The following is a 12,723-nucleotide window of genomic DNA, read 5'->3' on the forward strand; positions in this document are numbered from 1 at the left end:
CTTATGTTGCTCAGCAGCATAAGCCAGAGAGCCCACGCGTTCAATATGACCGAAAGCGGGGGGGGGGGGGCGTCGTGCCCTGCCAGCAGACGCAGCAGCGATGTTTTTCCGCAGCCGTTACGCCCGACCAAGCCGCACAGTGAGGGTTCAAGCGACAGCGTCAGCGGACCAAAAAGCGTCAAGCCTGTCGCAAATTGGCAGGTGACCTGATGCAAAAGAAAAGAAGGGGATTGCGCACGATGAGCCATAAGCACTCCTGAATGAAATCAATAACCATCCCCGATAACGCATTCGCATTAGCAAGGATCCGAATTCATCAGTCGTGTTTGTTCATTTTCCGTGTGTGCTCCGGTGAGACGAGAAGTTCGTCGCCGCAAAGATAATGGACGGCAGGACCTGATTCAAGATTAATTTTTATCTCGTTGGGCTAAGAGATAGATAAGCACTCAGGCAGCCATGCATTTAGGTACAGGCCTTTGCGCGCAAACATCTGCCGCAGCGCTGGGGAACACGAGGCCACAGGGTGAGCGGCGTGAGGTTGCTGACAAACCTCCCTACTCCCACCCTCATTCCCGCGAAGGCGGGAATCTCTTGCCGAAGAAACGCGTTTATCCTCACAAGAGATCCCCGGCTTTCGTCGAGGATGATGAGGGGTAAAGTGACTTTGTCATCAGTCTGACGCCACGAAAAGCCAGGGGCCACGGGGCGCGTGCGATGTACGGTGCAAATAACCGCGTGGGTTAATGCGCACGAAACGTTCACTGCACACGCAAAAATACCCCTTTAGATTTATGCACCAAAGCGGCGCTCTGAACGCAAAAACCCCGCCGAAGCGGGGTTTTTTAAAAGGTGAAGTCGACCGATAAGCCGGGTTCTGTCGTGGACAGTCATTCATCTAGGCCAGCACTCACGCACTGGCTCAAGCAGCCTACCCGGGTTCAGTACGGGCCGTACCATGTGAACCCCTATTTGGCCTTGCTCCGGGTGGAGTTTACCGTGTCGCGAACGGTTACCCGCCGCGCGGTGCGCTCTTACCGCACCCTTTCACCCTTACCTGATCCCACTTGCGTGGGCCATCGGCGGTTTGCTCTCTGTTGCACTGGTCGTAGGTTTTACCCTCCCAGGCGTTACCTGGCACCCTGCCCTATGGAGCCCGGACTTTCCTCCCCTCCACGCGTATCCCCCGAAAGGGACAACCATGAAGCGGCGACTGTCTGGTCAACTTCGGCGCGAATGATAGGCGAATTAGTCTCGATTGTCATCCTCTGCGTCGTCATCCGCCTCATTTTGCGCCAACGCATAGCGATACAGCGCGTTCTTTTTCACGCCGTGGATTTCCGCCGCCAGCGACGCCGCCTTTTTCAACGGCAATTCAGCGCGCAGCAGCGCCAGGGTACGCAGCGCTTCCGCTGAAAGCTCGCTCTCATCCGGTTGGAAACCTTCTACGATCAGAACCATCTCACCCTTGCGGCGATTTTCGTCTTCTTGCACCCAGGCCAGCAGTTCACCCACCGGGGCCCCCTGAATCGACTCCCAGGTTTTGGTCAGCTCGCGCGCCAGCACCACATAACGTGATTCCCCCAGCACCGTTGCTATATCGGCCAGGCTGTCAATCAAGCGGTGGGTGGATTCGTAGAAAATCAGCGTGCGAGTCTCTTCAGACAATTGCAGTAAGCGGTCCTGACGCGCTTTGGTTTTGGCGGGCAGAAACCCTTCGTAACAAAAACGATCCGAAGCAATGCCCGCCGCCGACAGCGCCGTGATCGCCGCGCACGGCCCCGGCAATGGCACCACGCGCACGCCCGCTTCACGACAGCGGCGCACCAGATGGTAACCGGGATCGTTAATCAACGGCGTCCCCGCATCAGATACCAGCGCAATGGATTGCCCTTGCTGAAGCTTGGCCAGCAGATGATCGGCCTTTTGCTGTTCGTTGTGATCGTGCAGTGCAAATAAGCGCGCACTGATGGCAAAATGTTGCAATAACAGGCCGGTATGGCGCGTATCCTCCGCGGCAACCACATCCACCCCGCGCAGTACGCTCAGCGCACGTTCTGTGATGTCGCCCAGATTGCCAATGGGCGTTGGCACAATGTAAAGCGTGGATGCAGAAATGTCTGCTTGTTGTTCATGATTCATTGTTTCATCCGGGTTGCCGATTTAATATTGAGCATCTTTATAAAAAAACCACTGGATACAGTATGCTTCCCAATCATTTCGTCCGTTCGCAAACAGGTCGTATCGCGTCTGTGTTATTCGCGGCGCTGCTTCTTGCGGGATGTCCAGGCCAGGCGCCACAGCCGCCTTCACCTGATGTTCAAGGTCAGGCCGGAGCTTCCTCTTACTACTACCTGCAACAAATGGAGCAAAGCCGAGATAATAACAAGACTGGCTGGCAATTACTTGCGATTCGTGCCCTGGTTCAGGCAGGAAAGCTCCCTCAGGCAACCGAACAGTTCAACGCACTGCCTGCGCAGTTGGCACAACCGCAACAGCGTGAGCAGCAACTGCTAAAAGCGGAAATTGCCGCCGCCAACAACGACAGCAACGGCACAACCGCCGCGCTGCAAGGGCTGGACGTCAGCGCACTCTCCGCCGATCAACAAGCGCGTTACTACCAGGCGCAGATCAACGCACATCAAGGCCAGCCTTCTGCTGACTTGCTGCGTGCCTACATCGCCCAAGAACCGCAGCTCAAAGGCGATGAGCATCAAAAAAATATCGATCAGACCTGGGTTGCCCTGACACAGATGTCTGCTCAGGCAGCCAGTAGTGTGCTGATCAACGCCAATGAGAATGTGCTGGCCGGATGGATGGATTTGCTCACCACCTACCAGAACAACCGCGAGTCAAGCGACCAGTTGAAAGCCGCGCTGAGCGACTGGCAAACGCGCTATCCGCGCCACCCGGCGGCACAAACGCTGCCAACGCCGCTGGCATCAGGCCAGACCGCTTTGCCGGTGGCTGGTGGTGGTATCGGCAGTGGCATCGCCCTGCTGCTGCCGCTCAACGGTCAGGCACAGGTGTTCGCCAATGCCATCCAACTGGGCTTTAATGCGGCGAAAAGCGGTCAGGCCAGCATGGCGTACAGCGCGCCTGCCGATACGGCCTCCGCAGCAACAGACAACGGGGCGGTAACGTCAATCAGTGCCCCGTACGCCACGCCAGCCAGCGTATCACCGGCTCCTGAAGCCGCCAGCGGCGTGTCTGTGAAAGTCTACGACACCACGTCGCAGCCCGTAGCTAATCTGGTCGCACAAGCGCAGAAGGATGGCGCATCACTGATTGTTGGGCCATTGTTGAAAAACGACGTTGAGCAACTCACCAGTCAGCAAACCACCGTGAACATTCTGGCACTCAATCAGCCCGAGCATGTGCAAAACACCCCCAACATGTGCTTTTTCGCCCTGTCACCGGAAGATGAAGCGCGCGACGCGGCGCAATTTATTCACCGCCAAGGCAAACAACAGCCGCTGCTGCTAGTGCCACGCGGCGCGTTGGGCGATCGCGTGATTAATGCCTTTGCCAAAGCCTGGCAAAGTCAGGGCGGTAATACGCTGCTGCAACAACGCTTTGGTAATACGGCAGAGCTGAAACAGGCTATCAACAGCGGTGCTGGGTTGAGCCTGAACGGTCAGCCAGTCAATGTGATGTCCTCAGCGGCACAGCCGGGCACGACCATCGGCGGGTTAACCATCCCGGCACAGATTGAACCCACCGCCAGCACCAGCGGCAATGTCGACGCGGTTTACATTCTGGCGACGCCGGATGAATTGGCACTGATTAAACCGATGATCGATATGCGCACCACCTCGCAATCACGCCCGGCGTTATACGCCAGTTCGCGTAGTTTCCAGGCAGGGTTGGGGCCAGATTTCCATCTTGAAATGGAAGGCCTTCAGTTCAGTGAGATCCCCTTGCTGGCAGGCAGCAACCCGGCGCTGATGCAACAAGTGGCTAGCCAGTTCAAGAATGACTACTCACTGGTGCGCCTCTATGCCATGGGGATGGATGCCTGGGCGTTGGCGAACCACTTTGCCGATTTACGTCAGTCGTCCAGCCAGCAAATTACTGGCGCAACGGGCACGTTAACAGCCAGCGCAGATTGCGTTATCAATCGCCAATTAACCTGGCTGCAATATCGCCAAGGCCAGTTGGTGCCCGTTCCCTGAATCGGCGAGCGACAGGCACACACTATGAGCAGCACGCCCGGCGCTATCTGGAACACCACGCCGGGCTGACGTTCGTTGCCGCCAACGTGAATTGTCGCGGCGGTGAGCTGGATTTGATTATGCGGGATGGACACACCTGGGTCTTTGTCGAGGTACGTTACCGCAAAAATGCACAATTTGGTTCGGCAGCAGAGAGTGTGACGCCCCGCAAACAACAGCGGTTATTGCATGCTGCTGCGCTGTGGCTGGCGCAGCGACAGCAGAGTTTTGACACGACAAGCTGCCGATTCGATATACTGGCGATTACCGGCGAACACTATGATTGGTTGCCAAACGCCTTTGGCGCGTAAACACCGCATCTGGACGGTGTCGTTGTCAGAGAAAAGATCGCATTGCTCAATGGATCGCTTGGAAAATAGGTTAATGCACCGTGCTGGATAGAATAAAAGTCTGTTTCACCGAAAGTATTCAAACACAAATCGCCGCAGCGGAAGCCCTACCCGATGCGATCGCCAGAGCAGCCACTGCGCTGGTGCACTCATTACTCAACGGTAACAAAATCCTGTGCTGTGGCAATGGGACTTCCGCCGCTAACGCACAGCATTTTGCCGCCAGCATGATCAACCGATTCGAAGCGGAGCGCCCCAGTTTACCGGCGATTGCACTAAATGCGGATAATGTGGTCTTAACCGCGATAGCAAACGATCGTCTGCATGAAGAAGTGTACGCAAAACAGGTGCGTGCATTGGGGCAAGCGGGCGATATTTTGCTGGCGATCTCCACCCGAGGCAACAGCCGAGATATTGTGAAAGCCGTGGAAGCCGCGGTGACGCGTGATATGACGATTGTCGCGCTGACCGGTTACGACGGCGGGGAGCTGGCCGGTCTGCTTGGCCCGCAAGATGTTGAAATACGTATACCTTCACACCGCAGTGCGCGTGTGCAGGAGATGCACATGCTGACCGTTAATTGCCTGTGCGATTTGATTGATAATTCCCTTTTCCCACACCAGAACGATTAAGGAGCACCCCCATGAGGATATGTTCTGCATTTGCCGTGCTGTCTGTCGCCCTGTTGCTGCAAGGTTGTATTGGCGTCGCTGCCGTTGGCGGCGCTGTTGCCACCAAGACTGCGACCGACCCACGCACGGTAGGCACGCAGGTGGATGATGGTACATTGGAAGTCCGTGTCTCTAACGCCATCAGCAAAGATCAGCAGTTATCCAAAGACGCACGCATCGTAGCGACAGCCTATCAGGGTAAGGTGTTACTGACCGGTCAGGCTCCCACCACCGACCTGGCCAGCCGGGCGAAACAGATAGCCATGGGTGTAGATGGTGCGACGGAAGTCTATAACGAGATTCGTAAAGGCACCCCGGTATCTATGGGCACCGCTTCCATGGATACCTGGATCACCACCAAAGTGCGTTCCCAGTTGCTTGCCACCGATACGGTAAAATCATCCAACGTGAAAGTGACGACCGAGAACGGTGAAGTCTTCCTGCTGGGTCTGGTCACCCAGCGCGAAGGGCGTTCCGCTGCTGAAATTGCCAGTAAAGTGAGTGGCGTGAAACACGTGACGACGGCGTTCACCTTCCTGGAATAATCGCACGTCGTAGCAAGAAAAAGGGTGCCGAGGCACCCTTTTTCATTTTCCAGTATCCGAATTACGCGCCAGGCGCACTGGCCAGCGAGGAGAGCAACCAAACGTCGCGGCGCGTCTCTTGACCAATTTCGCCGCCGACATCCTGCTTATCACGGGTCATACCGGACAGGAAGGTGGAAAACCCTGCTTTTTCAATGCGGTTACGGTAACGCGTATTGCCCTTGGCCTCATCCACCCGCAGCATCAGGGGAATTAACCGTGCGCTTTTCTGATCGAACGATTTGTAAGGCCAGCGGTTATCTTTGTCTAGATAAGGGGCCAGGAAATTAAAGGCATTAGCGATACCGCTGCCCTGCGGCGTGCGATAACGCCACAGATCTTCTCCTACCTTGTCTGCTAATATCGCCATGTTGGTAATGGCTTGCAGGTTGAAATAGCTGTAGTGAAAAGAACGGGTGCGAGAAAGCTCTTCCGGCTGCGCGCCGTCATCCTGAATCTGGTGATTCAGCTTGGTACGCTGTAGCGCGGCCATCGCAGATACCACGTCTTTCTTATCGAGATACCAGGCAATACCGGCCACCTGCGCGGCGTACCAGCTACCGTGGTTGTTCTTCGCTTCCGATTCCCGCTTCGCCAGCTTGCTGGTCTGCAACCACCCCAGATAGGACGTCATCCACTCACGCATCTGCGCGTCATCCTCTTTTTTCCATCCTTTGTAGTCGCGCAGCATAATCAGCGCATCCACAATGCGGGTGGAGAAGTAGCGTCCGTCGAGCACGCCTGCCCCGCGTCCTGGCGCAATGCCTGGCACGCCCTGAGCAAAATCAAGGTTGGGATTCATGCGGGTTTCAGGGTCGATAAACCAGGTTCGAATCAGCGAAATCGCCTTATCGGCATAGGCAGCGTTATCGGAGAAGTACCAGGCTAACGTCAGCGTGTACACCTGATCGGTAAAATCTTCCAAACGAATGCCGTCGATGTCATCACTCTTGCTGACAGGGTTTATAACGCCGTCACGGCGCACCCAAGGCAATCCATTAAATTTGTTGCTATCGGGCCACCAGTAGACGCTGAGGCTCATATAATCGTGTTTAGAGCCACTGGGTGGCGTCATCCCCTTTTCCGTCACGCTCGGGTTGGGTTTGTTGAGCGCTTTTTCTGCCTGAGCGATCAGTTCGGTGTAAGCGAGTCGCGTTTGCGGTTTCTCCGTGCCCTGCCGCAGTTGCTGCTTGACCGTCGTCAACACCGACTGTTGCAGAAACGCGTAAGGATCGTCGTGACGTTCCTGCGCCTGTGCCTGCATGACGACACCGCCAATAACCCACAGCATCAGCGCACACACGCGTACCAGCCTGTTAAACATCACCACTCGCATAACTTCCCCTTTCAACGATAGTCAAACGCACGAACGGCACAGGGCAAGCCAGCCTTCAACGCAGTCCGTTAGTCCGCAAAAACGCTTCGCCCCCTATCCTGGGACATTTGACGCAGTATCCACTGCTGGCGTTGGCTCACATAGCGTGACGGTGCATTAACCCGAAAGCGAATCGGATTCGGCAACACCGCCGCCAGCAATGCCGCCTCACCAGCCGTCAAGCGGCTGGCGGGCTTGTTGAAGAAGTGCTGTGCCGCCTGCTGCACGCCGAAAATCCCCGGCCCGAACTCCACAATATTCAGGTAGACCGTCAAAATCCGCCGTTTGGTCCAGACCAGTTCAACCCCCACTGTGATACCTGCTTCCAGCCCTTTACGCAACCAGCTTCGACCATCCCACAGAAACAGGTTTTTCACCATTTGCTGCGTGAGCGTCGAGCCACCGCGCATCCGCGCACCGTCACGCTCATTGTGCGCCAGCGCTGCCCGGATGGCGGCCATATCAAACCCGGCATGTTCCGGGAATTTCTGATCTTCTGCGGCAATCACCGCCAATGCCATCACGGGCGCTATCTCATCCATTGGCACCCACGTCGAGCGCGCAACGTAAGAAAAATCACTGCTCAGCCAGGCGCTCACTTGCCGCTCAGCCATCACAGCAGAAAACGGAACCGGCAAAAACGCGAACAGAAAAATCCCCGCCAGCCACAGACCGAGCAACGAGAGGACGCCGCGAATTACCCAGCGTTTTATCCCAGGGATCACACCGCGTTTTTTGCCCCACCCTCTCATTCGGTAAAGCCCAAAACACGTTCAACCAGTTTATCGATGCCTTTGGCCGCCTCGCTAATGGAGTTCGCCAGCATGTAAGCCGGTGTCGTCACCACTTTGTGTTGCGCATCGACCACAATATCATCTACCGGGCAAACAATGTACGTACCACCCATTTCTTCTATACATTCTGCGGTATCGATATCATTTCCAATTGTAACTCTTACCGACTCCCCCAGCAGTTTTGGCAACAGTGCCGGAGCGATGCAAATAAAACCAATTGGTTTGTTCTGCTTATAAATTTCTTGCGTGAGTAACGCCAATGATTCATCAACCTGACACGCCGCGCCTTCGGTCGCGAAATCACTAAGATTCTTCGCAGCACCAAAACCGCCTGGAACAATTAACGCGTCCAATTGGCTGGCATCCGCCTGCGACAGTGGCTGAATGTTGCCACGGGTGATACGCGCGGACTCGACTAAAATATTGCGATTCTCACCAGTTACTTCACCCGTCAGGTGATTAACCACATGAAATTGCGGCTGATCAGGGGCAAAGCATACCGCCTGAGCCCCCGCACGATCGACGGCAAGCAGCGTCAGCACTGCTTCGTGAATTTCGGCGCCATCATAGACGCCGCAACCGCTCAGAACGATGCCGACTCGTTTCATCATATTTTCCTTCATTTCATTACATCAACTAATTGATTTTTTGATTGACAAACACTAATCTAAATCACGCATTTTAATGATTCTTGTAACAAAGATTTCTGCATTTGCTATTTTGTTGCTTGAGCGGTTCGTCACCTTACGACGTTGCGAATACTCGCACTTGCTAACTGAAACTGCTGATAATTATCAAGCAGGTGCATAGTTTCCCTGGTGTTGGCGCATAATTCGCGCACCCCGGCCTCGGTCGGGGTCATTTTTTTTTAGGCCCCTGAAAATCCTTTTCGCCCACATCCTCACGATGTCCACACCATAATTTATCGCACCGCGTTAGCGTGCACCCGCTATTTGCGGGCGCGTTTTTCCTGTTCAGCCACCCAGGCTTTCAATACGTCAATATCGTGCTGCCAGTCGTGTTTCAGTTCGTCAATCCACTCCTGCACGTTGTCCCACCAGGCGGGCAACGTCGTGGTCTGGATTTGCTGCGCCACCTGCTGTAGATGGCGCAACCCAACGGAACCGGCTGCACCTTTGATTTTGTGCCCCTCTTCCGCGATGCCTTTCTGATCGCGCGCTGTCATATTGGAATCCAGCACGGCAAGATAACCGGGCATCATCTGCTCGAACATCGCCACGCTCTGATGGATCAGCGACGGTCCGACCAAATCCAGATATTGTTGCAACATGGGAATATCAAGCAACGCTTCTCGAACCGGTTCCTGCCCGGCGTCATCCACAACATTCTGATCAGCCTCATCCGGATAGTCCCAGTACTGCTTAATCGCCGCGGTTAATGCAGGCACCGCTAGCGGTTTGCTCAGCACATCGTCCATACCCGCATCGAGATATTCTTTTTTATCGCGCAGTACGTTAGCCGTTAAAGCAATCAGCGGCGGCACGTTTTGTCCGGCATATTTTTTGCGCAGTTCACGCGCCACATCCAGCCCGGTCATATCCGGCAGTTGGATATCCAGCAGCACCAGATCGAATTCGTCCGGATCGAACATCGTCAGCGCTTCCTGTCCGGTCATCGCCACTTCCACGCTGCTGCCCAGTTTCTCCAGCACCGAACGCGCTACCACCACATTCAGCTCGATGTCCTCCACCAGCAGCACGTTGAGCGCGGGTAACGGCAACTCATCCTCTCCGCCGACAATCACCTCATCTTCCAGCGCAGGGGCGGTAACGGTGAGCGTAAAGCAAGAACCTTTGCCCTGCGTGCTGGTGACATGAATATCACCGCCCATGTTCTGCGCCAGACGCTTGGAAACCGCCAGGCCAATGCCAGTACCGGTCGCCGGTTTACCGCCATGTTTGTCTTTTACCTGATAGTACATGGCGAAGATTTTCTCCAACTCATCCTCGGGGATGCCCATGCCGGAGTCTTCGACATCAAAACGCAACTGATCGCCCGAGTCGTGCCAGACACGCACCACGATGTTCCCTTTCTGGGTAAATTTCATCGCGTTACTGAGCAGGTTCCACAGAATCTGGCGCAGACGCGTACCATCGGTAATCACCCGCTGTGGCAACGGCGGATGCTGTTCAACGACCAACTGCAACCCCTTCGGCTGCGCCAGCAAACCGCACAGGTTTTCCAAATCCGCCAGGAAGCCAATGAAATCAATAGGCTGATTATCCAGTTGCACCTTGCGGCGCTCCTGCTTGTCCATCTCGATCACGTCGTTAAAGATATTGCCCAGCGTGATGGCGCTGACATGCAGGGTTTTAAGGTATTTTTCTTGTTCCGCATCTAGGTGAGTCTCGAGCAGGATGCGGCTGAGGCCAACAATGCCATTAAGCGGCGTACGAAGCTCGTGGCTGATCGTTGAGATGAAGGTGGTCTTCTCCCTACTGGCGTTCTCTAACGCGTCCTGATAGCGCTTACGCTCGGTTATATCGCGCCCAAAACCCATAAGCCCGTGTCGTTTGCCCATTCGGTCGTGGAAAGGCACCTTGCGCAGTTCAAAACAGGCTTTGCGCCCGTCGGGATAGACCAGCCACTGTTCATAGGTGAGTGACACGTTGTGACGGAAAACTTTTTCATCCGTTTCCATCACTTTTTCCGCCACATCGGGGGTGTAAACGTCTTTCGGCGTCAGGCCCAACAGCTGTTTCTGGCTGCGGCCCAACAGCAGTTCCATGGCGCGATTACAGCCGGAAAACTCTTTATTTTCATTGCGGTAGTAAACCAGATCCGGTGAGGCATCCAGAAACGATCGTAACAGCGCTGATTGTTGCTCCAGTTCCACCTGCGCCTGTTCGCGTCCGGCAATTTCCTCTTTGAGCTTGCTCAGCATCATCAGGCGCGCCTCTTCGGCTTTTTCGCGATCGGCAATCTCCTGATTGAGCTGGGCAATATTGCCCTTTAGCTGATCGTTCAGCGTCTGGTCGCGCAGGCGCATCTCCTCCAGCTTCGCCACCAACTTAGCCAGACGTTGGCGCGACTCCTCCAACTGCTCCACCACCACGGAGAGGAAATAGACTGCCCAGGGGGTGATTAACAGGCCAAAAAACACGGAACGAACGACATCGATGTCTTCGACCTTGCCGGTTAGCAGCAGCGTGACTGCCATCTGCACGGCCATCGCCAGCAGCACCAGCACCGAGGCCAGCAACAGTGAAAAACGCACCAGCCCGAGCTTTACCATCAAATCGACGTAGTACTGCGCCAACAACCGGATCTGCTTCATAGAGAATTTCCTTGGATACCCACCGCGCCATCATAACGTAAAACTCAGTACGATGCGGTGAGACAATCAGCACAACACGTTAACATTATCCGAGGATAACCGGTTGATATGGCTGACCGAGCGCAGAGCCTTGCACCCCATGTGCCTGAAGGTATAAATCCAGTTCCACCATCCCGGTCCAGCGGTTTTCGCACCATAGCGGTGCCAGCAGCGTCGGCCGCCGGGCGCTGGCAGAAATACGATGGAACACCACCTCTGGTGGCGTATGGCGAATCATCTCACCAGCCGTGGCAACGTAGGTGTCCAGCGGTAATTCGCTCAGTCGCCCGGCGCGCCACACCTTAGCCATAATGCTACCGTCAACGATATGCAGAGGGTGAAGCTTGATGCCTTCAACGCCAATATCCACCACGCGTTGCAGCGTCGTCATGCAGTGATCGGCACGCTCGCCCGGCAACCCGACAATCAGGTGGCAGCACACGCGTAAACCGCGCTGATGCGCACGCTGCACCGTTTCCTGATAGCAGGCAAAATCGTGACCGCGATTGATGCGATGCAGCGTTTTATCCCAGGCGCTCTGTAGCCCCAGTTCCAGCCACACCTCATAGCCTTGCGCATGGTAACCTGCCAACAGATCCAGCACGCTGTCCGGCACACAATCGGGGCGCGTACCCACGCACAGGCCGACGATCTCGGCTTGTTGCAATGCCTCCTGATAAAGCCGGTCCAACATCTGCACTTCGCCATAGGTACTGGTATAAGCCTGAAAATAGGCCAGATAACGCTTGGCGCGATTGACCTTGCCCGCCTGCGTGTTGAGCTGTTCGGCAATGCTTTGGCGTTGCATGGCTTCATCGGCAAAAGAGGCCACATTGCAGAATGTGCAACCACCTCTCCCGAGCGTGCCATCCCGATTTGGGCAGTTAAATCCGCCGTGCAGCGTCAGTTTATGAATCTTTTCGCCATAACGACGTTGCAAATCCCCGCCAAACATATTGATTAATTTTTGCAATTGCATATTATAACCTACCCCCTGAGGGAAAGCAGACTACCCTTCTCTTCCAGCGTTCGCGATGACCGCGATCAATCACGCACATCCCAATGAAATGCATTTTTATTCGCTTTTAGTGAAAATAAACTCACATCTACGCTGATTAAAGTTTCTAATCCCTTACGCGCGCGTCATGAAAATATGAAGCGTTACTTAAAAAGAGTTTCATTAAATCTAAAAGTGGATATCCACAGCAGAATATTCTATAACGTAGAGATAACGCAGTAGGGTGACGAGATGTTCACGCTTTTGCATAGTGATACAGCCGTCATTCCGCACCTACTTTAAGAATAAATTCGACGGTATCGCTCGCCGAGAACATCAACGATGGTCTTGTGAACAGAATTGAGGTTGGATACTTGTGGTGGTCTGTCACCAATACTGAACTC

9 protein-coding genes, 1 other RNA gene and 2 pseudogenes are annotated in these 12,723 nt (G+C 54.8%); 4 read left to right on the forward strand and 8 right to left on the reverse strand.

All coding sequences use genetic code 11. The features are described 5' to 3' along the window. From ACTBDZ_RS09880 to rsmI, 3 genes and pseudogenes are all read right to left on the reverse strand, one after another. Positions 1–248, reverse strand: a pseudogene (locus tag ACTBDZ_RS09880) (ATP-binding cassette domain-containing protein); the annotation flags it as partial. A gap of 599 nt (positions 249–847) precedes the next feature. Continuing rightward, an RNA gene (gene rnpB / locus ACTBDZ_RS09885) (RNase P RNA component class A) lies at positions 848–1,226 on the reverse strand. 19 nt (positions 1,227–1,245) lie between these two features. Then, positions 1,246–2,139 carry a 16S rRNA (cytidine(1402)-2'-O)-methyltransferase gene (gene rsmI, locus ACTBDZ_RS09890; RefSeq protein ID WP_438815180.1) on the reverse strand — a complete coding sequence of 298 codons (894 nt, stop codon included), beginning with the start codon at positions 2,137–2,139 and terminating at the stop codon, positions 1,246–1,248. A 62-nt stretch (positions 2,140–2,201) separates the two neighbouring features. Here rsmI and ACTBDZ_RS09895 point away from each other — a divergent pair, with 62 nt between their 5' ends. The 4 genes from ACTBDZ_RS09895 to dolP all read left to right on the forward strand — a co-directional run bounded on the left by ACTBDZ_RS09895 (position 2,202) and on the right by dolP (position 5,777). Next, the gene (locus ACTBDZ_RS09895) at positions 2,202–4,172 is read left to right on the forward strand and encodes a penicillin-binding protein activator (RefSeq protein ID WP_438815181.1); all 1,971 of its coding nucleotides are present in this window, start codon (positions 2,202–2,204) and stop codon (positions 4,170–4,172) included. Further along, entirely contained in the window at positions 4,169–4,522 is a 354-nt protein-coding gene (locus ACTBDZ_RS09900) for a YraN family protein (RefSeq protein ID WP_196908548.1), read from the forward strand. Before ACTBDZ_RS09895 ends, ACTBDZ_RS09900 begins: the two co-directional genes overlap by 4 nt. A gap of 80 nt (positions 4,523–4,602) precedes the next feature. Then, on the forward strand, positions 4,603–5,193 hold the full coding sequence (gene diaA, locus ACTBDZ_RS09905) for a DnaA initiator-associating protein DiaA (protein ID WP_195314305.1): 591 nt from the start codon (positions 4,603–4,605) through the stop codon (positions 5,191–5,193). A gap of 11 nt (positions 5,194–5,204) precedes the next feature. Next, entirely contained in the window at positions 5,205–5,777 is a 573-nt protein-coding gene (dolP, locus tag ACTBDZ_RS09910; RefSeq protein WP_196908477.1) for a division/outer membrane stress-associated lipid-binding lipoprotein, read from the forward strand. Between the two features lie 61 nt (positions 5,778–5,838). On the opposite strand, the gene ACTBDZ_RS09915 is transcribed toward dolP, so the two are convergent. From ACTBDZ_RS09915 to ACTBDZ_RS09935, 5 genes and pseudogenes are all read right to left on the reverse strand, one after another. After that, positions 5,839–7,107, reverse strand: coding sequence for an alginate lyase family protein (locus ACTBDZ_RS09915; RefSeq protein WP_438815185.1), 1,269 nt, complete (start codon positions 7,105–7,107; stop codon positions 5,839–5,841). Positions 7,108–7,207: 100 nt separating this feature from the next. After that, positions 7,208–7,943, reverse strand: a pseudogene (gene mtgA / locus ACTBDZ_RS09920) (monofunctional biosynthetic peptidoglycan transglycosylase). After that, positions 7,940–8,593, reverse strand: a complete 654-nt coding sequence (gene elbB / locus ACTBDZ_RS09925) for an isoprenoid biosynthesis glyoxalase ElbB (protein ID WP_438815182.1) — start codon at positions 8,591–8,593, stop codon at positions 7,940–7,942. The pseudogene mtgA and the gene elbB overlap by 4 nt, the downstream one beginning before the upstream one ends. A 341-nt stretch (positions 8,594–8,934) precedes the next feature. Next, a complete protein-coding gene (arcB, locus tag ACTBDZ_RS09930) occupies positions 8,935–11,283 on the reverse strand; it encodes an aerobic respiration two-component sensor histidine kinase ArcB (RefSeq protein ID WP_438815183.1) in 2,349 nt (782 codons plus the stop codon). Positions 11,284–11,368: 85 nt separating this feature from the next. Further along, positions 11,369–12,301, reverse strand: a complete 933-nt coding sequence (locus ACTBDZ_RS09935) for a TIGR01212 family radical SAM protein (RefSeq protein WP_438815184.1) — start codon at positions 12,299–12,301, stop codon at positions 11,369–11,371. Positions 12,302–12,723: the final 422 nt, after the last annotated feature.

Source organism: Symbiopectobacterium sp. (assembly GCF_051710365.1).
GTDB lineage: Bacteria > Pseudomonadota > Gammaproteobacteria > Enterobacterales > Enterobacteriaceae > Symbiopectobacterium.